This is a genomic window from Mesorhizobium sp. M4B.F.Ca.ET.058.02.1.1 (assembly GCF_003952505.1).
Lineage (GTDB): Bacteria > Pseudomonadota > Alphaproteobacteria > Rhizobiales > Rhizobiaceae > Mesorhizobium.
Genome location: NZ_CP034450.1, coordinates 3600187 through 3623983, shown reverse-complemented (window position 1 = coordinate 3623983; position 23797 = coordinate 3600187). Strand labels below are relative to the sequence as shown.

Here is a 23797-nt window from a genome sequence, read left to right as displayed (position 1 = left end):
CAGTTTGTTGTTGTTCCCGGTTTTTCGCTCCGCTTGACACCGGCCCCTAGCCGACGTTGCGGAGGAATTGCTTGAGCCTTTCGGATTTGGGCGCGCCGAACAGCTGTTCCGGCGGTCCTTCCTCCTCGACCAGCCCGTTGCAGAGGTATACGACATGCGTCGCGACCTCGCGGGCAAACTTCATTTCATGCGTGACCAGAACCATTGTCCGTCCCTCGCGCGCCAGGTCGCCGATCACCTTCAGCACCTCGCCGACCAGTTCCGGATCGAGCGCCGAGGTCGGCTCGTCGAACAGCATGACGCGCGGATTGATCGCCAGCGCCCGGGCGATCGCCGCGCGCTGCTGCTGGCCGCCGGACAGATAGGCCGGATAGACGTCGCGCTTCTCGGCGAGGCCCACACGCGCCAGCAGCTTCTCGGCCTGGGCGACCGCCTCCTCGCGCCTGACGCCCAGCACATGCACCGGAACCTCGATGACGTTCTCGATCAGCGTCATGTGGCTCCACAGGTTGAAGTTCTGGAACACCATGCCCAGCCTGGAGCGGATGCGCTCGATCTGCTTGCGGTCGGCGGGAACCGTGTGGCCGTGGCTGTCGGCCTTCAGCTTGATCTCCTCGCCGTTGACGCGGATGATGCCGCTGGTCGGGTTTTCCAGGCAGTTGATGCAGCGCAAGAGCGTCGACTTGCCGGAGCCCGATCCGCCGATGATGGCGATCACCTCGCCGTCGCGCGCCGACAGCGACACACCCTTCAGCACGTGCAGTTCGCCGAATTTCTTGTGCAGGTTCTCGACATGAATGGCTTCGGCGGCGCCGCTCTGCGCCTCGCCGGATCGCACTGCGGCAGCTTCCACCGCGCTCACCATGTGGCCTCTGCAGGGGCGATGGCAGGTCGTCGAACGTCCATCCGGCTAATCAACATACGCTGCACTGTCCCGCTCCAGACTTCAGCATGGACCCGACAGCGCGAGCCCGTCAATCCCGCTCATTACGGCACTTGCGGCCTTGTTGCGCAAGTGTATAAATAGCCCTCCATGAAATTTTCTCGGCTTTTTTCATCTTAAAAGGGCATTGATGAGCGCTTTCGGATCACAGTCCATGGCGGCGCCGCTACGGCGCGTGCTGATGCGGTCGGCAGCCAACGCCATGCGCGACGCCGACAGGGCTGCCTGGCACTATGGCCCCGGCTTCAACCCGGCGAAAGCAGCCTCGCAGCACGTGGCCCTTGCTGAACTGGTGGCGGCTTCCGGCGCCGAAATCGAATGGATAGAGGACACGGACGACGGCCTGTCGGATTCGGTGTTCACGCACGACCCATCGCTGATGACCGACCGCGGCGCGCTGATCCTGTACATGGGCAAGCCATTGCGCGCCAGCGAGCCCTCGCTGCATGAAGAGACCTACAGAAGACTGGGCATTCCGATCCTGGGCCGCGTCGAGGCTCCTGGCCAGGTCGAAGGCGGTGACTGTGTATGGGTTGATGGCCGCACGCTGGCGATCGGGCGCGGTGTCCGCTCCAATCAGGAAGGCATCCAGCAGGTTTCAAACCTGCTGACGCCGCTGGGCATTTCCGTCTACGGTTTTGACCTGCCGCTGTGGCAGGGCGAAGAGGCGTGCCTGCATCTGATGTCGGTGATCAGCCCGCTGGCCGACGACCTCGCACTGGTCTATTCCCCGCTCTTGCCGGCCCCGTTCTATCAGATGCTGAAGGCGCGAGGCATCCGGCTGGTCGAAGGCGACGCCGGAGAGTTCGCCGCTTCCAACGGCCTCAGCCTAAACGTACTGCCGACCAGCCCGCTCAAAGTCATCGCCGTTGCAGGCTTTCCCAAGACCAAAGCCGCGATGGAAGCCGCCGGCTGCACGGTTGAAATCTTCGAGGCGGATGCGCTTTGCATCGCCTGCGAAGGTGGGCCGACATGCCTGACGCGGCCGATCCTGCGCCGATGAATGCGCCATCCCGCCGCAAGTTCCGTCGCGAGGGCGAGGACCGGCGGCGGCAGGATCTGATCGAAGCGACTCTGGATAGCGTGGCGGAACATGGTCTGCAAGGTGCCACCTTGCGCGCCATCGCCTTGCGTGCCGGCGTCACCGCCGGGCTGATCCGGCATTATTTCCCCGGCAAGGAAGAATTGCTGCAGGAGGCATATGCGGCGCTGGTCGGCCGCATGACCGAGCAGGCCAAAGCAGCATTGGTCATGGAAGATGCCTCTCCGCGCCAACGTCTTGCGGCTTTCGTCACCGCCAACCTCAACACGCCGATCGTCGACGCGCGGGTGTTTTCGCTTTGGGCAACCTTCATCGGCCGCGCCAATGCGGATCCGACCTTGGCCCATGCCCACCGCGAAGGCTATCTTGGCTTTCGCAACGAGGTGGAAGCGGTTGTGGCCGAGGTGCTCGCTGCAGAACAGCGCAAACCGGACGCAAGCCAACTGCGCCACCATGCCATCGCGATCAACGCGATCATCGACGGGCTCTGGATCGAAGGCTGTCTGGCGGGCGATATGTTCGAGCCCGGCGAATTGGCAGCGATTGGCATCAAGGCTGTCGAGGCCGAACTCGGCCTTGCGCCAGAAAGAGGAGAACGATGACCACCATCGGCGAGGCCCTCATCACCCTGCTCGAGGCGCATGGCGTCGACACCGTTTTCGGCATCCCCGGCGTCCACACGGTCGAGCTCTATCGCGGCCTGGCGCGTTCGAGCATCCGCCATATCACGCCGCGCCATGAGCAGGGCGCCGGCTTCATGGCCGACGGCTATGCCCGCGCCAGCGGCAGGCCTGGCGTCGCCTTCGTCATCACCGGTCCGGGGCTCACCAACACCATCACCGCCATGGGTCAGGCGCGCGCCGATTCGGTTCCGATGCTGGTTATCTCGGGCGTCAATGCTACCGACACGCTTGGCAAGGGCTTCGGCTTCCTGCACGAACTGCCCGACCAGCGCGGCATGATGGAGAAGGTGGCGCTGTCTTCTGAGCGCATTACCGAGGCCAAGGAGCTGCCCGGCGTGCTGGCCCGTGCCTTCGCGCTGCTCGCGTCGTCGCGTCCCGGCCCGGTCCATGTCGAGATCCCGACCGATGTCATGGTCAAGCCGGCCGACGGCATTGTCGCCTCATTGAGCAATGCGGCGCCGCCGGCTCCCGACGCTGCCGCAATCGCGCAGGCAGCAAGTCTTTGCAAGACCGCGAGCCGCCCGCTGATCCTGGCCGGCGGCGGCGCAAAATGGGCCGAGGCGCCCTTGCGGCTTCTGGCCGAGAGGCTCGGCGCGCCGGTCGTCGAAACGACCAACGCGCGCGGCCTGCTGCATGGCCATCCGCTCTGCGTGCCGGCCAGCCCCAGCCTGAAGGCGGTGCGCGCGCTGATGGCGGAGGCCGATCTTGTCATCGCCGCCGGCACCGAATTCGGCGCGACCGACTATGACGGCTATGGCGATGGCGGCTTTGTCCTGCCCGCCAATCTGATCCGCATCGACATCGGCGCCGACCAGCTCGCGCGCCGTCCGGTGACGGTCGGTATCCGGGCCGATTGCGCTGAGGCGCTTGGTGCCCTGCTGGCGGAGCTCGGCTCAGATCCCGTCGCCGCGCAAGACGGCAATGCCTGGGCGGCCGCGGCACGAGAGGCCGCGTTCGCCGAGCTGAGGCCGGACTATGTGGCGCAGATGCGCGCCGTGGAGGCGATCCGCGATGCGCTGCCCGGCGCCATCATCGTCGGCGACTCGACGCAGCCGGTCTATGCCGCCAACCTCTACTACGACCACGATCGACCCGGCGGCTGGTTCAACGCCGCGACCGGCTTCGGCGCGCTGGGCTACGGTCCGCCCGCGGCGATCGGCGCGGCCCTTGCCGTGCCGGAGGCGCCGGTCGTCTGCCTGACCGGCGATGGCGGCTTCCAGTTCACTCTGCCGGAGCTGGGTGCCGCGCTCGATGCCGATGCCCCGGTCATCTTCGTCGTCTGGAACAATCGCGGCTATCGCGAAATCGAGACCTCGATGCTCGATGTCGGCGTCGAGCCGGTCGGCGTCTCGCCGGCGCCGCCGGATTTCTGCAAGCTGGCCGAGGCCTATGGCATCGCTGCCGAGCGGCTTGCCTGCGCCGACGGCCTGGCGGATGTGCTGAAGCGCGCCCGGGCGGCGGGCAAGCCGCGGGTCATCGAAATCACGGTGGATTGAGCACCGTGGCAACAGACGATGGCGCGGCGGGCTCGTTCTTCAGCGAAGCAGCGCCGTTCCGTGATCCGCTCAGGTTCCCTTATCTTGCGCCGCTGCGCCGGGCGGCGTCCTCGCCGATCTTGCCCTGGCCGCTGCGCAAACGCGCCGCCAAGCTGTGCATGACCTGGTCCCGCAAGAGGCTGCATCGGGTGCGGCACATCGCCGTCGATCATTCGCGGTGGTGCTCCGCCAGCACGCCTGGCGACCTTGGTCCGATCTGGCAATATTGGGCGCAAGGCGCCGACGCGGCGCCGCCGGTGGTCAGGGCGTGCCTGCGCTCAGTGGCCCGCCACAGGGGCGAACGCGAACTCATCGTCCTCGACGACAGGACCGTCGAGGATCATACCGACCTTCCCGGCCATGTCTGGGACAAGCGCCGGCGCGGGCTGATGAGCAGCCAGCATTTTTCCAACTTCGTCCGGCTGGACCTGCTGGCCCGGCACGGCGGGACATGGCTCGATGCCACGATCCTGCTGCGGCAGCCCGTGCCGCCGGAGATCGAAGGCGAGGATTTCTACATTCTGCGCGAGACCGGTCGCCATCCCCGGCTCGTGGAAACCTGGTTCATTCATGCCCGCAAGGGCCACCCGCTGGTCGAGACCGTTCTTTGCGGCCTCGCCGACTACTGGAAGGCCCATGACGGGCTTCATGACTACTTCATGTTCCCCTACCATTTCGAGGCAGCGCTTCTCTTGCATCGGCGGCTTCGGCGCGAGTTCCTAGCCAGGCCGCAGGTCGGCGCCGACCGGCCGCACGAGCTGCAATGGCTGCTTTTCGAGCCGCTCGACGAGGCAGCGCATCGCGCGGTCCATGATCGTTTCTGGCTGCACAAGCTGACGCACAAGGCCGAGCGTCCGGCGACGGGCGATCGCCTGCTCTGGGATGCGATCCTCGACGGTTGGCCGGCGAACTGAAACGGTGAATTAGCGTCAACGAAATTTCAGTTGAGTGACGGCGCGAAAGGCGCGAGGTTCGGCGCCGGCGTGGCGCAAGCGTGAAATGGACTGGAGCAGTCGAATATGACGGAAACACTGGACGGCAGGCATATCGTGGTGACCGGCGGCACGGGGGCGCTGGGTGGCGCGGTTGTCGGCAAGCTCTTGGATCAGGGCGCGATCTGCCATGTCCCCAATGCCCATGCCGCGGCGCCTCCGCACTTTCCCTTTGCCGCCCATGACCGCGTCAGGCTGGCGCACAATGTCGACCTGTCGGATTCCGCCAAGGTCGAGGCCTTCTACCACCAGCTTCCCGACCTCTGGGGGTCGATCCACCTCGCCGGCGGCTTTGCCATGGCGCCGGTGGAGAAGATCGAATCGGCCTCCTTCGCCGAGATGATGGACACCAACGCCCGCACGACGTTTCTCTGTTGCCGTGCCGCGATCCGCTCGATGCTGACTTCGGGCACGGCGGGGCGCATCGTCAACGTCACGGCGCGCGCCGGGCTCGATCCAAGGCGCGGTTCTGGCATGGTCGCTTATGCCGCCAGCAAGGCGGCGGTCGCGGCGATGACGGTGGCGATGGCCGAGGAGCTGAAGCACAAGGGCATACTGGTCAACGCGGTGGCGCCTTCGACGCTCGACACGCCGGCCAACCGGACCGACATGCCGGACGCCGACTTCACCAAATGGGTGAGCCTCGAAGCCGCCGCCGAGGCTATCGCCTATCTCGCCTCGCCCGCCAATCTGGCGATGAGCGGCACGCTGGTGCCGCTCTACGGTCGGGCCTGATTTTCCGGAGCAATTCCAGGAAAAGTGTGAAACGGTCTTCCGTTCGCAATAGCCCAAAACAAAGCCGGAGCGGGTCGGCGTTTCCATGAAACGATGGACCGTTCTGGACATCCCGCCAAAGAAAAACCCCGCCGGATCGCTCCGGCGGGGTTTTCTTTGAGGTTGGGCGAAGAGGCTCAAGCAATTCCGGACGGAAAACCGCCGCGCGGTTTTCCTGGAATGCTCTAGTTGCCCTGCTTCTTCAGCGCCGCGCCCAGGATGTCGCCCAGCGAGGCGCCGGAGTCGGTCGAGCCGTACTGGGCGACCGCTTCCTTCTCCTCGGCGATTTCCAGCGCCTTGATCGAGACCTGCAGCTTGCGGGTCTTCTTGTCGAAAGCGATGACACGGGCGTCGACCTTCTGGCCGACGGTGAAGCGCTCGGGGCGCTGCTCGTCGCGGTCGCGGGAAAGGTCGGAGCGCTTGATGAAGGTCTCGATGCCGCTGTCGACCAGCCGCACTTCCAGCCCGCCGTCCTTGACGCCGATGACCTCGCAGGTGACGACGGCGTTCTTGCGCAGTTCGCCCGAAGTCGCCGCTTCACCGACCGTGTCACGCGCCAGCTGCTTGATGCCGAGCGAGATGCGCTCCTTCTCGATGTCGACGTCGAGCACCTGCGCCTTGACCACGTCGCCGCGATTGTACTCCTCGATCACCTGCTCGCCCGGACGGGTCCAGTCGAGGTCGGAGAGGTGGACCATGCCGTCGACGTCGCCTTCCAGGCCGATGAACAGGCCGAACTCGGTCTTGTTCTTGACCTCGCCCTCGACCTGGCTGCCGACCGGATGGGTGCGCGCGAAGGCTTCCCACGGGTTCTCCAGCGTCTGCTTGAGGCCGAGCGAGATGCGGCGCTTGGCCGGATCGACCTCGAGCACCACCACGTCGACTTCCTGGGTCGTCGACAGGATCTTGCCGGGGTGCACGTTCTTCTTCGTCCACGACATTTCCGAAACGTGGATGAGGCCCTCGATGCCCGGCTCCAGCTCGACGAACGCGCCGTAGTCGGTGATGTTGGTGACGGTGCCCTTGATCTTCTTGCCGATCGGGAACTTGGTGCCGATCTCCGACCACGGATCGCTCTCGAGCTGCTTCATGCCGAGTGAGATGCGGTGGGTTTCCTGGTTGATGCGGATGATCTGCACCTTGACCGTCTGGCCGATGTTGAGGATCTCGGTCGGATGGTTGACGCGGCGCCATGCCATGTCGGTGACATGCAGCAGGCCGTCGATGCCGCCGAGGTCGACGAACGCACCGTAGTCGGTGATGTTCTTGACCACGCCCTCGACCACCTGGCCCTCTTCGAGGTTCTGCACGATTTCCGAACGCTGTTCGGCGCGGCTCTCCTCGAGCACGGTGCGGCGCGACACCACGATGTTGCCGCGGCGGCGATCCATCTTGAGGATCTCGAAGGGCTGCGGGTTGTGCATCAGCGGCGAGACGTCGCGGATCGGGCGGATATCGACCTGGCTGCGCGGCAGGAACGCCACGGCGCCGTCGAGGTCGACGGTGAAGCCGCCCTTGACCTGGTTGAAGATGACGCCTTCGACGCGCTCACCCTTGGTGAACTTCTCCTCGAGGCGCACCCAGCTCTCCTCGCGGCGAGCCTTCTCGCGCGACAGCATGGCTTCGCCAAGCGCGTTCTCGATGCGCTCGACATAGACTTCGACGGTGTCGCCGACCTTGAGGGAGGAGTCCTTGCCCTTGGCGCCGAACTCCTTCAGCGGCACGCGGCCTTCGACCTTGAGGCCGACATCGATGATGGCCATGTCCTTTTCGATCGCGGTGATCGTGCCCCGGACAACCTGGCCCTCGCCGGAATGGCCGGCGGTGAATGATTCTTCGAGCATGCTCGCGAAATCGTCGCGAGACGGATTAGCAGCTGACATTGTTTCTCCTGGAATACTCCGCGTCTTTCGCGGAGTGGGCGCCGTTGGTTAGCGTTGCGTGAGCCTGCCGGCGTTCCGGGCTAAAAGCCCTTGGCCGCATTTGGCGGCAAGTCCGGCGCATGAAGAATGCTGGCAGGCTGGTTTGTGCCCGATATGGGTATTTTCTTCGCCTCCGGCAACGGAAACACGAGGAAAAACCTGGCTCAGGCTCTGCTTCTCTTGGCCAGGACGTCGTCGATGATCGCCATAGCCGCCAGAAACGCGGCCTCTATAGCCATTTCAGACGTATCAAGCAAGTGCGCGTCGGCAGCCGGCTTGAGCGGCGAGTCGGCCCGGCCCATGTCGCGCTCGTCGCGGCGCTCGATGTCGGCCAGGATGGTGGCGAAATCGGCGCTGCCGCCGATGCTCTCGATCTCCGCCAGCCGGCGCCTGGCCCGCACCTCGGCGCTCGCCGTCACGTAGAGCTTGATGTCGGCGTCGGGACACACGACGGTGCCGATATCGCGCCCGTCAAGCACCGCGCCCGGCGGCGTTTTGGCGAAGTCGCGCTGCTTTTCGACGAGGATGCGCCGCACCGTGGGAATGACCGCAACCTTCGAGGCCGCCTCGCCCACCGCATGCGCCGACAGCACGGCGCGGTCGAGTTTCGAAAGGTCCACCTGCCGCGCCGCGGTTTCGGCCGCCGAGACGTTGTCGAGCGGCAGGCCAAGCTGAAGCAGTTTGTGGGCAACCGCGCGATAGGTGAGGCCGGTGTCGAGCAGGTTCAGCCGGTAGTGGTCGGCGAGCCGGCGCGCAAGCGTGCCCTTGCCGGCGCCTGCAGGCCCGTCGATGGCAATGGTGAAGGTGTCGGTCATCTGACTTGCCTGAACAGGCGGAACGCCAGCACCGCCAGGGCGATCGAGATCGACAGTGGCAGTGCAATGAGCGGTATGACGCCGATTGTCATGAAGGCCATGGCCCCGATCCCTTTGAGAAGTCCCGCAAGAAAGACCCATCCATTGTCTTCGAGAAACCTGGCAGGACCGACCGACAAATAGATGGCCAGGAACTGAAGAACCAGAAGCCAGAAAAGAAGAGCGAAAATGCCAAACCGCTCTTTGAAAGCGAGGCGTTCGATCAGATACGGGACCAGCGCAGCTCCAATGCAGCCTGCCAAGAGCGGCCAGTCCCGCAACATCACCCGATCTCCGCGCCCAGCCCCTTCATCAGTCCCATGAATTCCGGAAAGCTCGTCGCGATCATGTTGGCGTCGTCGATGGTCACCGGCTTCTCGGTCGCCAGGCCCATCACCAGAAAACTCATGGCGATGCGGTGGTCGAGATGCGTCTTTACCGTCGTGTCCGGCCCGTTGGGGTGTCTGCCCAGCCCCTTGCCGCCGGGCCTGCCGCGTACCGCAAGCGTTGCTTCGCCCTCCGTGCAGTCGACGCCGTTGAGCCTCAGCCCGTTGGCCACGGCAGACAGGCGGTCGGATTCCTTGACCCGCAATTCCTCCAGCCCCTGCATCAGCGTCTCGCCCTCGGCGAAGCTCGCGGCAACCGCCAGCACCGGATACTCGTCGATCATCGAGGGTGCCCGCTCCGGCGGGACGACGACACCCTTCAATTCGGATGAGCGCACGCGCAGGTCGGCGACGTCCTCGCCGCCGGCGTTGCGCGGGTTGAGGATGTCGATCCGGCCGCCCATCTCCTGCAGCGTCAAAAGCAGGCCGGTGCGGGTCGGGTTCATCAGCACGTTCTCGATCACGATGTCCGAGCCCGGCACGATGAGCGCCGCGACCAGCGGGAAGCCGGCCGAGGACGGATCGCCCGGAACGGCGATCGTCTGCCCGCTGAGCTTGCCCTGGCCCTCGATGAAGATGTGGCGTACGCCGCGCTCGTCGGTTTCGACCGTCAGATTGGCGCCAAAGCCCTTCAGCATCTTTTCGGTATGGTCGCGCGTCATCACCGGCTCGATCACCGTGGTGATGCCCGGCGTGTTCAAGCCCGCAAGCAGCACCGCAGACTTCACCTGCGCCGAGGCCATCGGCACCCGGTAGGTGATGGGGGCGGCGTGCTTGGGGCCGCGCAGCGTGATTGGCATGCGGTCGCCAGGCGTCGCCTTCAGCACCTGCACGCCCATCTGCCGCAGCGGCTCCAGCACGCGGCCCATCGGCCGGCCGGATAGCGATGCATCGCCGATGAAGGTCGTTTCCATGTCATAGGTGCCGACCAAACCCATGGTCAGCCGCGAGCCAGTGCCGGCATTGCCGAAGTCGAGCGGACCTTCCGGTTCGAGCAGCGCCCCGTTGCCGGTGCCGCGGATCACCCACTCGGCGCCGCGCTTCTCGATATGCGCGCCCATCGCCTTCATCGCGGCGCCCGTGCGCATCACGTCCTCGCCTTCGAGCAGGCCGGTGATGCGGGTCTCGCCGGAGGCCAGACCGCCGAACATGAAGGACCGGTGCGAGATCGACTTGTCGCCCGGCACCCGCGCGGCGCCGGAAAGGGCTGGAGATTTGCGGGCCGTGGCCGGTTTCGGAGCGGCAGCGTGAGACATGGTTTTCCCTTGATGGAACGCCGGCGCGCCGGCACTTTTCTTTTGTTGCGGCGGTCTCGTATCACGGCGGACGGAAATGGTCATCCCCTTGCGAGAAGCCTTCGATTGCGGGCTTTTGCAACGCCTGCCTGAAGCCGGCTTTTGGCTTTGACAGCGCCGTAAACTGCCGTTAAGGGGACCACTCTTCTATCTACGAGGCTTGCTGTGGCAAAAGCTGAACTTGGCACCAAACGCATAGACCCGGAAACGGGTCGGAAATTCTATGACCTGAACAAGGACCCGATCGTCTCGCCCTACACCGGCAAGAGCTATCCGCGCTCCTATTTCGACGAAGGCAAGATCACCGCTCTCGAGGAGGACGAGGATGTCGCCGACAAGGAAGTGGACGCCGAGGACGAAGAGGGCGCCGAGGTCGTCTCGCTCGAAGAGGCTGATGACGAGGCCAAGGGCGGCGACGATCTTCCCGATCTCGGAGACGACGAGGACGATGTGGACCTCGGCGACGATGAGGACGACACCTTCCTTGCCGATGAAGAGGAAGAGGACGACGACGTTGCTGACATGATCGGCGTCGGCGACGACGACGACGAGGTCTGATCGGGCCCCGCTGCGATCATTTGCCGGCCTTTGTTGGCCTGTGACGAAAAAGCGGTCGTTGAAGGCTTGATCTTGACCGAAGGCGGGGTTAGAAGCCGCCTGCACTTGACGGCGCGGACCTCAAAACCGCGCCGGATCTCTTCGCCGGAAACGGCGCCGGCTGACTGCCGGGAGTGGGGCCATAGCTCAGTTGGGAGAGCGCTTGAATGGCATTCAAGAGGTCGTCGGTTCGATTCCGATTGGCTCCACCAAACAGTCTTTTCCTGATGCTTGGATTCGCGTCGCTCACGCTCGCCGCGTGCCAATCGGCGCCTGAAGCATCGCCGCCACCGCCACCTCCTGCACAACCTGCCCTGGCCGCGGTTCCTCCTGCTCAGGATTCGGCAGTCCTGGACCCATCCGTGGTGGCGACGCCCCCCGACAAGGGCGTTCCGGCAAAATATGCCGCATTCTCCGGCATATGGGCCGGACGGCTGGACGGGATGTATGAAGGCAAGCTGGCCGTGCTCACGATTGCTCCTCGCGGGCAGGTGACGGTCACCTATGCGTGGGGAGTTCTGGCCGACAACAAGCCGGGCGTCGCCGATGGCGCCGGGAAGATTTCAGGCAACACATTGAAGCTTGCGCGCCTGCCGAACGGCGCGGACGCCACCTTCATCATGCAGCCCGACGGGACGCTGGCCGCCACCTATACGCTTGCCGGCCAAACCTACACGGGCGCGTTCGCCAGGCAGTAATTCAGCAAATCTCTCTGCGCTGGACGGCCTGTCGAAGGGGCCTCAAGCATCGCGGACCGGTTTTGCAGCTGCCAATCCGCCTGTCGAGACGCGCCCTTTGGCGGCGCTGTCCGCGCCCGGTCCGAATCGGCTATGCCTCTCGCATGCAGGAAACGTCCCTATACGTCCCGGTGAAGCGGTTTCTCGAGAGCCTGGACTTTACCGTCAAGGGCGAAGTCGGCGGCTGCGACGTGGTCGGGCTGCGCGATGGCGAGCCGCCCGTGGTGGTCATCTGCGAACTGAAACTGCAGTTCAATCTGGAACTCGTGCTCCAGGCCGTCGACCGCGCGGCAGCCTGCGACGAGGTCTGGCTCGCCGCGCTCATGTCGGCGCGCGGCAAGGGGCGCGAGCACGACCGCCGCTTCCGCGCGCTGTGCCGCCGCCTCGGCTTCGGGCTGCTGGGGGTTGGCAGTAAGGGTGAGGTCGAGTTGCTGCTCAGTCCCGCCGCCGTGCCCCCGAGGCGTGATCCCCGGCGGCGTTCGCGCCTGATGGAGGAGCATCGGCGCCGGCGCGGCGACCCCACGGCCGGAGGCAGCACGCGCGCGCCGATTATGACCGCCTACCGGCAGGAGGCGCTGGCCTGCGCCGCCGCCATGGCCGACGGCCCGAAGCGACCGCGTGACCTGAAAGCCGTTTCGCTGCGCGCGGCCAACATATTGCTGCACAATTACTATGGCTGGTTTGCCAGAACGGAGCGCGGGATCTACGCGCTTACCGAGGTCGGCCACGTCGCCCTGCAGTCGCAAACGATGGTCGAGGCCGGCTGAGGAGCGTTCGCGCGAGGCCGACCAATCAAGGATCGGTCCATGACCGGACCGCCGATTCGGCACGGCGATCCCGCCTCGAGCGTCGAACGCTTCTCGCGAGGGCGACCTACTGCGCCGAGCCGTTAGGCTTGCGTCCCAGCCCCATGGACTTGGCGAGCCTCGAACGGTTTGCGGAATAGTTCGGTGCCACCATCGGATGGTTGGAAGGCAGGGTTCCACTTCGCCCGATATTGATCGGGCGAGAGGCCGTAATGCACGGCGATATGCCGCTTCAGCAATTTGAAGTGCCGTCTGTCCTCGAGGCAGATGATGAAGTTGGGCGCCACGGATTTCTTTCATGGGAACCGCGGGGTTGAGTTCCACCGATTGGGCCGGGGAATATCCGGCCAGGATCGTTCTGAACGTATATCGCATCTGCGCGCCGTTCGGCCCTGTCTCGTTTCGGGCTGTTGACTCGCCTTTCGCTCTGTGCAGAATTGGTTGGACCATTGAACCACTTTAGGCTCTGGCTTGACCGATCTTTTGCCTCCCATCCAGACGACGGCCCGCGACGACGCGGTGCTGAAGGCCTTGGCCGGTTTCGTCAGGCAGGAATCCCTGGGTCCCGGTGAGAAGTTGCCGACCGAGCGCATCCTGGCCGAGCGGCTCAAGGTCAGCCGCAACACCGTGCGTGAGGCGCTGACGCGCTGGGAGGGGCTCGGCCTCGTCGAGCGGCGGCAGGGCTCAGGCACCTATCTCAAGGCGGCCGTCTCTCCCGATATGCTGCACATGCCGCTGACGCTGGCCGGCGGCAATGATTTCGCCGGCCTGATGCGCACGCTGGAAATCCGCCGCGCGCTGGAGGCCGAGGCCGCCGCCCTTTGCGCCGTCCGCGCCGGCAAGGCCGAGCTCGCCGAGATCGAACGCAAGCTCGACCTTATGGAGGAGGCTTTCCAGACCCGCGCCGGCATGTCATCGGACGAGGACTGGGAGTTTCATCAGGCGATCTACCGCGCTTCCGGCAATCCGCTGTTCGAGCAGATCATTGCCGCCATGCACGAGCTGTTCCACCGCTTCTGGGAACACCCGCTCGGCGTGCGCGATTTCGGCCACGCCAGCTTCCCCTATCACCGGACTATCTACGAACGCATTGCCGCGCACGACCCGGAAGGAGCTCGGGCCGAGGCGCTGAAGCTCATCGCCACCGTCGAGGACGATCTGAAGCGCGGCGCCGCCAACCTCAAGCTTTCGGACCGCAAATGAATGAGCACCCCACCGGTTTCGACCCGGGCCTTTCCAACAGCGACTATCTGGCCGAGGCGGCTACGCTTCTGGCCCATGACGATCCGTTCCCCGGCGGCGCGGTGGTGCCGCCTATCTACCAGACCTCGCTGTTCACCTTCGCCAATTATGCCGAGATGGCCGACACCTTTGCTGGCCGGCGCCGCCAGCCGATCTATTCGCGCGGCGACAATCCGACGGTGATGGAGTTCGAAGCGCGCGTCGCCGCCCTCGAAGGTGCCGAAGCCGCGCGCGGCTTCTCCAGCGGCATGGCCGCGATCAGCGCCACGGTGCTCGCCTTCGTCGGCGCCGGCGAGCGCATCGTCGCCGTGCGCAACTGCTATGGCGATGCCTACCGGCTGTTCGAGCGGCTGTTCCCACGCTTGCAAATCAAGGTCGACTATGTCGACGGCTCCGACCCGGATGCGGTGGCGGCGGCGCTGCCGGGCGCCAAGTTGCTTTACCTGGAAAGCCCGACCTCGATGATGTTCGAGCTGCAGGACATCGCCCATCTGACGCGGCTCGCGAAGGAGCAAGGCATCGTCACCACCATCGACAATTCCTGGGCGACGCCCGTGTTCCAGAAGCCGATCGCGCACGGCGTCGATCTTGTGCTGCATTCAGCCTCGAAATATCTCGGCGGCCACAGCGACACTGTTGCCGGCGTGGTGGCGGGCTCCGCCGCGCATATCAGGCACATCAACGAGCAGACCTATTCCTCGCTCGGCGGCAAACTGTCACCCTTCGAAGGCTGGCTGCTCCTGCGCGGCCTGCGCACGCTGCCGCTCAGGCTGCCGCACCACATGAAGAGCGGGCTCATCCTCGCCGAGCGGCTAAAGGCGCATGGCAAGGTCGAGCGGGTTAATCATCCCGCCTATTCCAACCATCCCGGCAAGAAGACGCTTGCCGGCTATGCCGGGCTGTTCTCCTTCGAGGTGACGGAGGATGTCGACATTCCCGCTTTCGTCGATGCGCTGAAATTCTTCCGCATCGGCGTCAGCTGGGGCGGTCATGAAAGCCTGGTTGTGCCGGCCAAGGCCTCGCTCGAGCAGACGCCGGGCCTGAATTCGATGGCGCGCTTCGGCGTCAGCCCCCGAACCATCCGCTTCAATGTCGGATTGGAAAGCGTCGAGGATCTCTGGGCCGACATCGCCCAGGCCTTCGACAAAGCAAGAAAATAACCGAGCGTTCAAAATGGGAGTCCTGAACATGAAGAGACTGACGCTGATGCTTGCCGCCGTCGCCGGCCTGGCGATTTCCGCCAGCGGCGCCCTGGCCGACAGCACGATCAAGATGGTCGAGGTCATCACCAGCCCGCCGCGCACCGAATTCCTGAAGAAGCAGATCGCCGAATTCGAGGCGGCCAATCCAGGCGTCAAGGTCGAGCTCGTCTCGCTGCCCTGGGGCCAGGCCTTCGAGAAGTTCCTGACCATGGTGCAGGCCGGCGACACGCCCGACGTTGTCGAGATGCCGGAACGCTGGATGGGCCTCTATGCCAACAACGGCCAGCTCGAGGACCTCGGTCCCTACATGGCCAAGTGGGACGACGCCAAGACGCTCGGCGACCGCGCCAAACAGTTCGGCTCGACCGTCAACAACACGCAGTTCATGATCCCCTACGGCTACTATGTGAACGCGCTGTTCTGGAACAAAAAGCTGTTCAAGCAGGCCGGCCTCGACGGCCCGCCGGCGACGCTCGACGAGTTCGTCGAGGACTCCAAGAAGATCTCGGCCATCCCCGGCAAATATGGCTACTGCCTGCGCGGCGGCCCGGGCGCCTTCAACGGCATGCACATGTTCATGAACATCGCCGCCGGCAAGGGCGGCTACTTCAACGAGGACGGCACCTCGACCATCAACGACGAAGGCTCGGTCAAGGGCCTGCAGATGCTGGCCGACATGTACAAGAACGGCCTGGCGCCGAAGGACGCCGTGAGCTGGGGTTTCAACGAGACCGTCACCGGCTTCTATTCCGGCACATGCGCCATGCTCAATCAGGATCCGGACGCGCTGCTCGGCATCGCTGACAAGATGAGTGCCGACGATTTCGCCGTGGCGCCGCTGCCGGTCGGACCGAGCGGCAAGTCCTATCCGACGCTGGGCTATGCCGGCTGGGCAATGTTCGCCAATTCGCAGCATAAAGACGATGCCTGGAAGCTGATGGCGACGCTGCTCTCGCCCAAGGACAATCTGGAATGGGCCAAGGAAGTCGGCGTCGTCCCGATCCACAATGGCGCCGACCAGGATGCCCATTTCAAGACCGAGCAGTTCAAGGGCTGGTTCACCGAGCTCAGCGACAGCTCCAAATATGAAATGGTGACGCCGCCGACGCATCTGGAAAACCTCGGCAACTTCGTCGACCAGGTGGCGATCAAGAACTTCCAGGAAGTGCTGCTCGGCCAGAAGACGGCCAAGGAGGCGGCCGACGCGTGGGCCGCGTTCCTGACCAAGGAGCAGCAGGACTGGCTGGCTAAAAATAAGAAGTAGGCGCAGGCTTTTTCCTTCTCCCCGTTTCACGGGGAGAAGGTGACCCGAAGGGCCGGATGAGGGGCAGCGCCCACTCCCGAAAGGTTCGCGCCGCCCCTCATCTGCCTGCCGGCATCTTCTCCCCGTGAACGGGGAGAAGGACGCTGTTTTGCCCGCCGGCACCCATTCACCACCGTAGAGCCAAAACGTATGACCTACGCAGTGTCCGAAATCCGATCCGCCGCCCGGCCGCGCAAGAGAGGGCTGAACAAGACCGCGATCGAGCCCTGGCTCTATCTTTCGCCGGCTATCGTCCTGCTTGTCGTTGTGCTTCTGGTGCCGCTGATCATCGGCATCAGCTATTCGTTCCGCAAATTCTCGGCCTTCAAGTCGGAATATGTCGGGCTCGGCCAGTATCAAACTATGCTCTCGGACGCCGTCCTTGGCCAGGCGCTGATCAACACGCTGTGGTGGACCGTCGCCAGCCTGTTCTTCCAGTTCTTCCTCGGGCTCGGCCTGGCGCTTCTGCTCGACAAGCCGTTCGTCGGCCGCAAGGTGGTGCAGGCGGTGGTGTTCCTGCCCTGGGCGGTGCCGTCCTTCCTCTCCGGCCTCACCTGGGCCTGGCTGTTCAACCCGATCATCGGGCCGTTGCCGCACTGGTTGTTCGCACTCGGGCTGAAGGCCGAGCCGACCAACATACTGTCCGATCCCGCCACCGCCATGTGGGGGCCGATCATCGCCAACATCTGGTTCGGCATTCCCTTTTTCGCCATCACGCTGCTGGCCGCGCTGAAGTCGATCCCGTCGGAACTGCATGAGGCCGCCGCCATAGATGGCGCCTCGCCCTGGCAACGTTTTACCAAGGTCACGTTGCCGTTCCTGGCGCCGACCATTGTGATCACCGTCATGCTGCGCACCATCTGGATCGCCACTTTCGCCGACCTGATCTTCGTCATGACCGAAGGGGGCCGGCGGGCTCGACCAGCACGGTGCCGGTCTACATTTATGTCAGCGCATTCAAGTCGCTGGACAAGGGCTATGCCTCGGCGGTCGCCGTGCTGCTCCTAGTGTTGCTGATCGCCTATGCGGTGGGGCTGATCGCCGTCCGCCGTACCTTGGTGAGGCACGTCTGATGATCGCCGGTCGCTCCACCTCCTCGCGCATCGCCGGCGGCATCGGTCTTTACGGCGCCATCGCCGCCTACATGGTCTTCGCGCTGTTTCCGATCTTCTGGACGCTGAAGATCTCGGTGACGCCGGAACGCCTGCTATACTCCGAAGGCATCACCCTCTGGCCGTCGCAAACGACATTCCAGAACTTCGTCACCGTGCTCGAAGCCTCCGACTTCCCGCGTTATTTCCTCAACAGCGTCATCGTCTCGGTATCGACGGCGGCTTTGGTGACGGTGATCGCCACGCTCGCCGGCTACGCCATGTCGCGCTTCACCTTTCGCGGTAAGGCGACACTGGCCATTCTCCTGCTGCTAACCCAGACCTTCCCGCTGGTCATGGTCATCCCGCCGATCTACCGCATCATGGGCGATCTAGGCCTGACCAACAGCCTGACCGGGCTGATCATCATCTACACCGCCTTCAACACTGCCTTCGCCACCTTCCTCATGCAGTCCTTCTTCGACGGCATCCCGAAGGATCTGGAAGAAGCGGCGATGATCGACGGCTGCACGCGCGCTCAGGCGATGCGCAGGGTGATCGTGCCGCTGACGTTGCCCGGCATGGGCGCCACCCTCGGTTTCGTCTTCACCGCCGCCTGGAGCGAATTGCTGTTCGCGCTGATGCTGATCTCCAGCGACGACCAGAAGACCTTCGCCGTCGGCCTGCTCACCTTCATCGGCAAGTTCGCCGTCGACTGGGGGCAGATGATGGCGGCCTCGGTGCTGGCGCTGATCCCGGTCTGCATCTTCTTCGCCTTCCTGCAACGCTATCTCGTCACCGGCCTCACCGCCGGCGCGGTCAAAGGGTAATCAATGGCTTCCGTCACGCTGCAACATGTCGAGAAGGACTATGGCTCGCTACGCATCCTGCACGGCGTCGATCTCGAGATCGCCGATGGCGAATTCGTCGTGTTGGTCGGCCCGTCCGGCTGCGGCAAGTCGACCTTGCTGCGCATGATCGCCGGGCTGGAGGAAGTCTCTGGTGGCGAGATCCGCATTGGCGAGCGGCTGGTCAACGATGTCGCGCCAAAGGACCGCGACATCGCCATGGTGTTCCAGTCCTACGCGCTCTACCCGCATATGGATGTCTCGTCGAACATGGGCTTCAGCCTGTTGTTGAAGAAGGCCGAAAAGGCGACGATCGACGGCAGGGTGGGCGCGGCCGCCAAGCGCCTCGGCCTCGACAGTTTCCTCGGCCGCCTGCCGCGCCAGCTCTCTGGCGGCCAGCGCCAGCGCGTCGCCATGGGCCGCGCCATCGTGCGCGACCCGAAGGTCTTCCTGTTCGACGAGCCGCTGTCGAACCTCGACGCCAAATTGCGCGTCCACATGCGCGCCGAGATCAAGGCGCTGCACCAGCAGCTCAAGACCACCTCGGTCTATGTCACGCACGACCAGGTCGAGGCGATGACCATGGCAGACCGCATCGTCGTCATGCATGACGGCTATGTGCAGCAGGTCGGCCACCCGCTGGAGCTGTACGACCGGCCGGTCAACACCTTCGTTGCCGGCTTCATCGGCTCGCCCGGCATGAATTTCTTGCCGGCGAAGGTCGCCAAGGCCGGCAAGCTCGATGCCGTGCTCGCCGACGGCCAGAAGCTCAGGCTGCCGGACGGGCTGCCTCTGGAGGATAGCGATGCGCTCACCATCGGGCTGCGCCCGGAACACATCAGGCTGGTCGACGATGGCGCGCTCAAGGCGGAGGTCGAGGTGGTCGAGCCGCTTGGCCTGTCGACGCAGTTCTATGTCAGGCTCGCCAACCAGCAGGTCTGCGTCTTCGTCATGGGGCGCAGCAACGTTAGGCCGGGCGACATTGTGCGGCTGTCGGCCGATCCGGCGGCGCTGCATCTGTTCGATCCAAAAGATGGAAACCGGATCGGGTGAGCCGGCCGATCAGCGCCAGTGGAACGCGTCCAGCGTATAGTCGGGGTACGCGCCTTGGCGGTCGAAAAGCGCGCTGAGGTCAGTGAAATTGGCCAATATCCCCGACCGCACCAGCGCTGTTGCGACGCCTGCGCCGGCGCCGCCGGCGATGTCGTGCTCGATGCTGTCGCCGACACAGACCACGCTGCCGCGATCCGGATTGCCGGCCAGCGCCAGCGCCGCCTCGTAGATCGCCGGATAGGGCTTGCCGATGCGGGTGACGCTGCCGCCGAGGCTTTCGTAGAGATCGGCGAGTTCGCCGGCGCCGAAGCGCGGTCCGACCGCCGTCAGCATGATCCTGTCCGGATTGGTGCAGAAGCACGGCACCTGCCGCGCCGCAGCCGGACCGAGTAGAGCGCGATAGTGGTCGAGATCGTAGCGGTCGCCTTCGCTGGCTGAAATCAGCACCAGCTCCGCATCGTCGCTGTTATCGGTCAGGGCCAGCGGCAGGCCATCGATCGCCGAGCGGTCGCCGTCGCGGCTGATCAGCAGGCATTTCGTTCCGCCCCTCAGCGCGCCCGAGGCCGCCATGTCGCGGAAGGCGCGCCACGCCACCTCGCCGGAGGAGACGAAGTGATCCCAGCTAGCCTCTTCGAAGCCGAGCTTCTTCAGGCGGCGCTCGTTCGGCTCCGCCCGCTTGCCAGAGTTCGAAATGAGCACCACTGTCTTGCCGGCGCGCTTCAGCGCCGACAGGGCTTCCACCGCGCCGGCATAAGGCTGCTGCCCGTCATGCAACACGCCGAACTGGTCGAGCAGGAAAACGTCGTAGCGCTCGGCAAGCGCTTCAATCCCATCGAGATGTCTGGCCAATTTCGCGTTCACAGCAGCCCCGCCTCGTTTGCGCCCCTGAGCGCCAGCCGCGCCGTGCCGGCGGCTGCCTCGTCAGACAGCGCCGGCACGAAATCGACGCCGAGCTTACGCTGCCGGATCGCGGTCCAGGCGGCGTTGGCGGCGCCGCCGCCGACACTGCGCACCGATGTCAGCTTCGGCGATCCGAGCTCGGCAAGCCGCCGATAGCCCAGTGCTTCGATAGAGGCGATGCCTTCCAGCATCGCCTTCAGGTAATCGGCGTCGGAAGCCGGCCGGGGCGTCAGCCGCGGCGGCAGCGTTGGATCGGCAATCGGAAAGCGTTCTCCGGCCGTGCCGAGCGGATAGTAGTCGAGGCCGGTCTCGGTCGCCGGATCGATCGCGGCACTCAGCTCGATGATGCGCGCCACCGAAAAATGACGGGCGAGCACCTTGCCGCCGGAATTCGACGCGCCGCCGGCCAGCCAGGCGTCGCCGAGCCGGTGGCTGTAGATACCGTAGCGCGGCGCCGAGATCGGCCGGTCGGACAGGATCTTGATGGTCAGCGACGATCCGAGCGCCGTCACGCCCTCGCCGGCGACTGTCGCGCCGGTGGCCAGGAATGAGGCGCAGCCATCCGTCGTCCCGGCGACCACCGCGATGTCGCGCGCAAGGCCAAACCGCTCGGCTGCGTCGGCGGTGAGCCTGCCGGTCACGCTGCCCGGTCTGACGATTTCGGGCAGCAGCTCCATGCGCATGCCGGTGGCGTCGATCCAGTCCGGCCAGCGGCCGGCCTCGACATCGTAGCCGGTCTTCAGGCTGTTGTTCTCGTCGCTGACATCGAAGCGGCCCGAGAATTGTCCGGCAATCCAGTCTGCCTGGTGCAGCATCCAGGCGACGCCGGGCAGGCGCTGGAAAGAGAGTGCCTTGGCGAGGCCCGAGGTCGCGCCGTGCGCGGCGCTTGCTTCCGGCGCCTCGCGGGCGATCACGGCGAGTATGGTGTCGACCGGAACCTTGTCGTTGTACATCAGCGGCTCGGCCAGCGGCCGTCCGACCGCGTCGACTGGCAGCACGGTGCCCGACGTGCCGTCGACGGCGATCGAACGCACCGCCGCGCGATCGATGGCGGAGAGCAATTCCTTCAGCGTTGCCTCGACCGCCGCCCACCAGACGACAGGGTCGCGGCTGTTGGCGCCAAAGCGGTCGAGTGGAACGGCGGCGCGCGCGGCGATGGAAAAATCCGGGCGCATGGCGACGGCGCGCGCGCCGGAAGTGCCGATGTCGATGCCTATGGCCAATGGCGCCATGTCGCTGTCCTTCGCAACTGCCGGCCGCGTCGTGCTTTCCGCTCGAAATTCCTGCAAGGGAGCCGACGTCGGTATCGCAGATACGAGCGATCTACGTCAATCATGATCTTCTTTCGTCAGAAATGACTTTGCTCTCCCATCGGGCTTGAGTAAGTTACGCCAAGCGACATCGGGAGGAAAAGTTGAGCGACTCCGGCCGCCAGCGTCAGATCGTCGAGATCTTGCGGGATCGCCCGTTCGCCTCGGTGCGCGAGCTGCAGGAGCGGCTTGGCGTTTCGGCGGCGACGGTCCGGCGCGATATCGACAAGATCGACGGGGCTGGCGAGGCGCGCAAGGTCTATGGTGGCATCTCGGCGCTCGACGGTGTAGCCCAGGCCGGCATCGCCTATGCCAGGCCCTATGACGAGAACCGCGACCTCGCCGTCGAGGCCAAGCGGCGGATCGCCGCCCTTGCCGCGACCATGGTGCGCGACGGCGACGCGGTCATCGTCCATGGCGGCTCGACCTGCTTTCATCTCGGCGTCAGGCTCGCCGACCGCAACATCCGCCTGTTCACCAATTCCATGCCGCTCGCTGCCTATCTCAGCGACCATGGCAACTGCAGCCTGACCATCGCCGGCGGCGATCTTCACCGCGAGCCCGGCATCATCCACTCGCTCGCCCAGGCCGCACCTTTCTACGCCGCGAAGTTCTTCGTCGGCGCCCAGGGGCTCAGCCAGGAAGGCGTGCTGGAATCGCATCCGCTGTTGGTCCGCTCGATCGTCGATTTGAGCCTGTGCGCCGACCAGATCGTGGTGCTGGCCGACAGCCGCAAGCTGTCGATCCATGCCCGCAATGTCGCGCTGCCGCTGTCGCGCATCGGCACGCTGGTAACCGATGACGGCCTGTCCGACGCCGATGCGCGTATGCTGGAAGATGCAGGCGTCATGGTGCGGATCGCCTCCGCCTCGGGGGCCGTCCAGTGAAAGTGGCGGTGCTTGATTTCGGCAAGACCAATTCGAAGCTGTTCGTCTTCGGGGAAGACGGGCGCATTCTCGACGGGCGCCGCACGAGGCCGATCTGGACACACAGGGACGGCTTCAGCGTGCTCGACGATGCGGCACTGCATGACTGGGCGCTCGCTGCCGTTAACGAAGCGGTCGACAGTCACGGCATCGAAGGGCTGATGGTGTCCGGCCATGGCTGCACCTTCGCCTTGGTCGATGATACGGCGCTCACGCACCCGATCCTCGACTACGAGCAGGAGCCGCCTGCCGAGGTCGCGGCGCGCATCGATCGCCGCATCCCGGATTTCTCCGAGACCTTCTCGCCGCGCTTGCCGCTCGGCTTCAACTATGGCCGCCACATGCTGTGGCTGAACGAGGTCGAGCCGGGCGCCTTCGCCTCGGCGACATCGATCCTCGGCTATCCGCAATATTGGAGCTGGCGTTTCGGCGGCCGCGCCGTCTCGGAAGTGTCCTATCTCGGCTGCCATTCGCATCTGTGGGCGCCGCGCCGGCGCGACTTCTCCTCGCTGGTCGACGCCGAGAGCTGGCTCGGCCGCATGCCTGCTTTCGCACGCGCCGGCGCTGTCATCGGCGAGCAGCATTTCGGCAAGGCCGGCAGGCCGGTCGCCATCCACAACGGCGTCCATGACTCGAATGCCGCGCTCCATGCCTATCGCCGGCAGCAGCTTGGATCGCTCACCGTGGTCTCGACCGGCACCTGGGTGGTCGTGCTCAACCCCGATTGTCCGCTGGACGTGCTCGACCGTGACCGCGACATGCTGGTCAATGTCGATGTCGACGGCGGTCCGGTGCCGACCATCCGCTTCATGGGTGGGCGCGAATTCGCGGTGATCAGCGCCGGCTGGCAAGGCGCCATATCGCCGGCTTCGATACAGCGGGTGATCGACGCCGGCATAATGGCCCTGCCCAGCTTCGCGCCGGGCGGTCCGATGCCTGATCGCGTCGGCGAAGTGATCGGCGGCGCGCCCGACAGAGAAGAACGCGCTGCGGTGGCGCTGCTCTATGTGGCGCTGATGGTCGATCTGTCGCTCGACCTGATCCATTCCAAAGACACCGTCATCGTCGATGGCGGGCTGAACGCGGGCGGCCTGCTCGCCAGCCTGCTGGCGCAGCTACGGCCCGGCCAGCCCTTCCTGCAGGGCGCCACGCTGGAAGGCAGCGCCACGGGCGCCGCCGCTCTCGCCTTCGAGAGCGCCGGTCGAGGCATGGCCGCCGAAACGCCGGAGCCCGTTGATGCCGCGCACTTTGCCGGGTTAGCCGGCTATCGTGATCGCTGGCGAGATCTCGCAATCGGCGCCGAGAGCGACAGAAGCCAAACTGCGGCTCGCAAGATTTGAGCAGATGGAGACGATC

22 protein-coding genes, 1 tRNA gene and 2 pseudogenes are annotated in these 23797 nt (G+C 65.1%); 17 read left to right on the top strand and 8 right to left on the bottom strand.

Features of this window, described 5'->3' with window-relative positions; translation table 11 throughout:
- Positions 1 to 46 precede the first annotated feature (46 nt).
- On the bottom strand, positions 47 to 865 hold the full coding sequence (locus tag EJ073_RS17730) for an ABC transporter ATP-binding protein (protein ID WP_245455278.1): 819 nt from the start codon (positions 863 to 865) through the stop codon (positions 47 to 49).
- 208 nt (positions 866 to 1073) lie between these two features.
- Here EJ073_RS17730 and EJ073_RS17725 point away from each other — a divergent pair, with 208 nt between their 5' ends.
- From EJ073_RS17725 to EJ073_RS17705, 5 genes are all read left to right on the top strand, one after another.
- A complete protein-coding gene (locus EJ073_RS17725) occupies positions 1074 to 1946 on the top strand; it encodes a dimethylarginine dimethylaminohydrolase family protein (protein WP_126056891.1) in 873 nt (290 codons plus the stop codon).
- Positions 1916 to 2587, top strand: a complete 672-nt coding sequence (locus tag EJ073_RS17720; protein ID WP_126056890.1) for a TetR family transcriptional regulator C-terminal domain-containing protein — start codon at positions 1916 to 1918, stop codon at positions 2585 to 2587. The genes EJ073_RS17725 and EJ073_RS17720 overlap by 31 nt, the downstream gene beginning before the upstream one ends.
- On the top strand, positions 2584 to 4164 hold the full coding sequence (locus tag EJ073_RS17715) for a 5-guanidino-2-oxopentanoate decarboxylase (protein WP_126056889.1): 1581 nt from the start codon (positions 2584 to 2586) through the stop codon (positions 4162 to 4164). The genes EJ073_RS17720 and EJ073_RS17715 overlap by 4 nt, the downstream gene beginning before the upstream one ends.
- A gap of 5 nt (positions 4165 to 4169) precedes the next feature.
- On the top strand, positions 4170 to 5117 hold the full coding sequence (locus tag EJ073_RS17710; protein WP_126056888.1) for a capsular polysaccharide synthesis protein: 948 nt from the start codon (positions 4170 to 4172) through the stop codon (positions 5115 to 5117).
- 105 nt (positions 5118 to 5222) lie between these two features.
- Entirely contained in the window at positions 5223 to 5930 is a 708-nt protein-coding gene (locus EJ073_RS17705; RefSeq protein WP_126056887.1) for an SDR family NAD(P)-dependent oxidoreductase, read from the top strand.
- Between the two features lie 224 nt (positions 5931 to 6154).
- Here EJ073_RS17705 and rpsA read toward each other — a convergent pair whose 3' ends face one another.
- The 4 genes from rpsA to aroA form a co-directional block, all read right to left on the bottom strand.
- Complete coding sequence (gene rpsA / locus EJ073_RS17700; RefSeq protein WP_126056886.1) at positions 6155 to 7852, bottom strand: 30S ribosomal protein S1; 1698 nt, start codon at positions 7850 to 7852, stop codon at positions 6155 to 6157.
- Positions 7853 to 8055: 203 nt separating this feature from the next.
- Positions 8056 to 8706 (bottom strand): (d)CMP kinase, encoded by a 651-nt coding sequence (gene cmk, locus EJ073_RS17695; RefSeq protein ID WP_126056885.1) that lies wholly within the window; start codon positions 8704 to 8706, stop codon positions 8056 to 8058.
- Positions 8703 to 9029, bottom strand: coding sequence for a hypothetical protein (locus EJ073_RS17690; RefSeq protein ID WP_126056884.1), 327 nt, complete (start codon positions 9027 to 9029; stop codon positions 8703 to 8705). Before EJ073_RS17690 ends, cmk begins: the two co-directional genes overlap by 4 nt.
- A complete protein-coding gene (aroA, locus tag EJ073_RS17685; protein WP_126056883.1) occupies positions 9029 to 10387 on the bottom strand; it encodes a 3-phosphoshikimate 1-carboxyvinyltransferase in 1359 nt (452 codons plus the stop codon). The genes EJ073_RS17690 and aroA overlap by 1 nt, the downstream gene beginning before the upstream one ends.
- 204 nt (positions 10388 to 10591) lie before the next feature.
- Here aroA and EJ073_RS17680 point away from each other — a divergent pair, with 204 nt between their 5' ends.
- The 4 genes from EJ073_RS17680 (at position 10592) to EJ073_RS17665 (ending at position 12527) form a co-directional block, all read left to right on the top strand.
- Positions 10592 to 10984: a TIGR02300 family protein gene (locus EJ073_RS17680; protein WP_126056882.1), complete on the top strand. Its 393-nt coding sequence runs from the start codon at positions 10592 to 10594 to the stop codon at positions 10982 to 10984.
- A 175-nt stretch (positions 10985 to 11159) separates the two neighbouring features.
- Positions 11160 to 11235 (top strand) — tRNA-Ala (locus tag EJ073_RS17675).
- Between the two features lie 150 nt (positions 11236 to 11385).
- Positions 11386 to 11721 carry a hypothetical protein gene (locus EJ073_RS17670; protein WP_245455277.1) on the top strand — a complete coding sequence of 112 codons (336 nt, stop codon included), beginning with the start codon at positions 11386 to 11388 and terminating at the stop codon, positions 11719 to 11721.
- 143 nt (positions 11722 to 11864) lie between these two features.
- Positions 11865 to 12527 carry a DUF2161 family putative PD-(D/E)XK-type phosphodiesterase gene (locus tag EJ073_RS17665; RefSeq protein ID WP_126056881.1) on the top strand — a complete coding sequence of 221 codons (663 nt, stop codon included), beginning with the start codon at positions 11865 to 11867 and terminating at the stop codon, positions 12525 to 12527.
- A gap of 106 nt (positions 12528 to 12633) precedes the next feature.
- On the opposite strand, the pseudogene EJ073_RS17660 reads toward EJ073_RS17665, so the two are convergent.
- A pseudogene (locus tag EJ073_RS17660) lies at positions 12634 to 12862 on the bottom strand (MucR family transcriptional regulator); the annotation flags it as partial.
- Positions 12863 to 13037: 175 nt separating this feature from the next.
- Here EJ073_RS17660 and EJ073_RS17655 point away from each other — a divergent pair.
- The 6 genes and pseudogenes from EJ073_RS17655 (at position 13038) to ugpC (ending at position 19305) form a co-directional block, all read left to right on the top strand.
- Positions 13038 to 13769 (top strand): FadR/GntR family transcriptional regulator, encoded by a 732-nt coding sequence (locus EJ073_RS17655; protein WP_126056880.1) that lies wholly within the window; start codon positions 13038 to 13040, stop codon positions 13767 to 13769.
- Positions 13766 to 14968: a PLP-dependent transferase gene (locus EJ073_RS17650; RefSeq protein WP_126056879.1), complete on the top strand. Its 1203-nt coding sequence runs from the start codon at positions 13766 to 13768 to the stop codon at positions 14966 to 14968. The genes EJ073_RS17655 and EJ073_RS17650 overlap by 4 nt, the downstream gene beginning before the upstream one ends.
- A gap of 28 nt (positions 14969 to 14996) precedes the next feature.
- Positions 14997 to 16274 (top strand): sugar ABC transporter substrate-binding protein, encoded by a 1278-nt coding sequence (locus tag EJ073_RS17645; RefSeq protein ID WP_126056878.1) that lies wholly within the window; start codon positions 14997 to 14999, stop codon positions 16272 to 16274.
- A 189-nt stretch (positions 16275 to 16463) separates the two neighbouring features.
- A pseudogene (locus EJ073_RS17640) lies at positions 16464 to 17386 on the top strand (sugar ABC transporter permease).
- On the top strand, positions 17386 to 18234 hold the full coding sequence (locus tag EJ073_RS17635) for a carbohydrate ABC transporter permease (RefSeq protein WP_126056877.1): 849 nt from the start codon (positions 17386 to 17388) through the stop codon (positions 18232 to 18234). The pseudogene EJ073_RS17640 and the gene EJ073_RS17635 overlap by 1 nt, the downstream one beginning before the upstream one ends.
- A gap of 3 nt (positions 18235 to 18237) precedes the next feature.
- The gene (ugpC, locus tag EJ073_RS17630) at positions 18238 to 19305 is read left to right on the top strand and encodes a sn-glycerol-3-phosphate ABC transporter ATP-binding protein UgpC (protein WP_126056876.1); all 1068 of its coding nucleotides are present in this window, start codon (positions 18238 to 18240) and stop codon (positions 19303 to 19305) included.
- Between the two features lie 9 nt (positions 19306 to 19314).
- Here the strand turns inward: ugpC and EJ073_RS17625 are convergent, their stop codons facing one another.
- Positions 19315 to 20166, bottom strand: coding sequence for a TIGR01459 family HAD-type hydrolase (locus EJ073_RS17625; protein WP_126056875.1), 852 nt, complete (start codon positions 20164 to 20166; stop codon positions 19315 to 19317).
- Positions 20163 to 21437, bottom strand: coding sequence for an FGGY-family carbohydrate kinase (locus EJ073_RS17620; protein WP_126056874.1), 1275 nt, complete (start codon positions 21435 to 21437; stop codon positions 20163 to 20165). Before EJ073_RS17620 ends, EJ073_RS17625 begins: the two co-directional genes overlap by 4 nt.
- A 182-nt stretch (positions 21438 to 21619) precedes the next feature.
- On the opposite strand from EJ073_RS17620, the gene EJ073_RS17615 reads away from it, so the two are divergent.
- Entirely contained in the window at positions 21620 to 22402 is a 783-nt protein-coding gene (locus EJ073_RS17615) for a DeoR/GlpR family DNA-binding transcription regulator (RefSeq protein ID WP_126056873.1), read from the top strand.
- The gene (locus EJ073_RS17610; protein ID WP_126056872.1) at positions 22399 to 23781 is read left to right on the top strand and encodes a carbohydrate kinase; all 1383 of its coding nucleotides are present in this window, start codon (positions 22399 to 22401) and stop codon (positions 23779 to 23781) included. Before EJ073_RS17615 ends, EJ073_RS17610 begins: the two co-directional genes overlap by 4 nt.
- The last annotated feature ends 16 nt before the right edge of the window (positions 23782 to 23797 follow it).

Excerpts from the sequence above, each read along its gene's own strand:
- EJ073_RS17645 (WP_126056878.1), top strand. The coding sequence starts at position 14,997 with ATGAAGAGACTGACGCTGATGCTTGCCGCCGTCGCCGGCCTGGCGATT.
- EJ073_RS17715 (WP_126056889.1), top strand. The coding sequence starts at position 2,584 with ATGACCACCATCGGCGAGGCCCTCATCACCCTGCTCGAGGCGCATGGC.
- ugpC (WP_126056876.1), top strand. The coding sequence starts at position 18,238 with ATGGCTTCCGTCACGCTGCAACATGTCGAGAAGGACTATGGCTCGCTA.
- EJ073_RS17635 (WP_126056877.1), top strand. The coding sequence starts at position 17,386 with ATGATCGCCGGTCGCTCCACCTCCTCGCGCATCGCCGGCGGCATCGGT.
- EJ073_RS17620 (WP_126056874.1), bottom strand. The coding sequence starts at position 21,437 with ATGGCGCCATTGGCCATAGGCATCGACATCGGCACTTCCGGCGCGCGC.
- EJ073_RS17725 (WP_126056891.1), top strand. The coding sequence starts at position 1,074 with ATGAGCGCTTTCGGATCACAGTCCATGGCGGCGCCGCTACGGCGCGTG.
- EJ073_RS17690 (WP_126056884.1), bottom strand. The coding sequence starts at position 9,029 with ATGTTGCGGGACTGGCCGCTCTTGGCAGGCTGCATTGGAGCTGCGCTG.
- EJ073_RS17705 (WP_126056887.1), top strand. The coding sequence starts at position 5,223 with ATGACGGAAACACTGGACGGCAGGCATATCGTGGTGACCGGCGGCACG.
- EJ073_RS17650 (WP_126056879.1), top strand. The coding sequence starts at position 13,766 with ATGAATGAGCACCCCACCGGTTTCGACCCGGGCCTTTCCAACAGCGAC.
- rpsA (WP_126056886.1), bottom strand. The coding sequence starts at position 7,852 with ATGTCAGCTGCTAATCCGTCTCGCGACGATTTCGCGAGCATGCTCGAA.
- EJ073_RS17720 (WP_126056890.1), top strand. The coding sequence starts at position 1,916 with ATGCCTGACGCGGCCGATCCTGCGCCGATGAATGCGCCATCCCGCCGC.
- aroA (WP_126056883.1), bottom strand. The coding sequence starts at position 10,387 with ATGTCTCACGCTGCCGCTCCGAAACCGGCCACGGCCCGCAAATCTCCA.
- EJ073_RS17665 (WP_126056881.1), top strand. The coding sequence starts at position 11,865 with ATGCAGGAAACGTCCCTATACGTCCCGGTGAAGCGGTTTCTCGAGAGC.
- EJ073_RS17730 (WP_245455278.1), bottom strand. The coding sequence starts at position 865 with ATGGTGAGCGCGGTGGAAGCTGCCGCAGTGCGATCCGGCGAGGCGCAG.
- cmk (WP_126056885.1), bottom strand. The coding sequence starts at position 8,706 with ATGACCGACACCTTCACCATTGCCATCGACGGGCCTGCAGGCGCCGGC.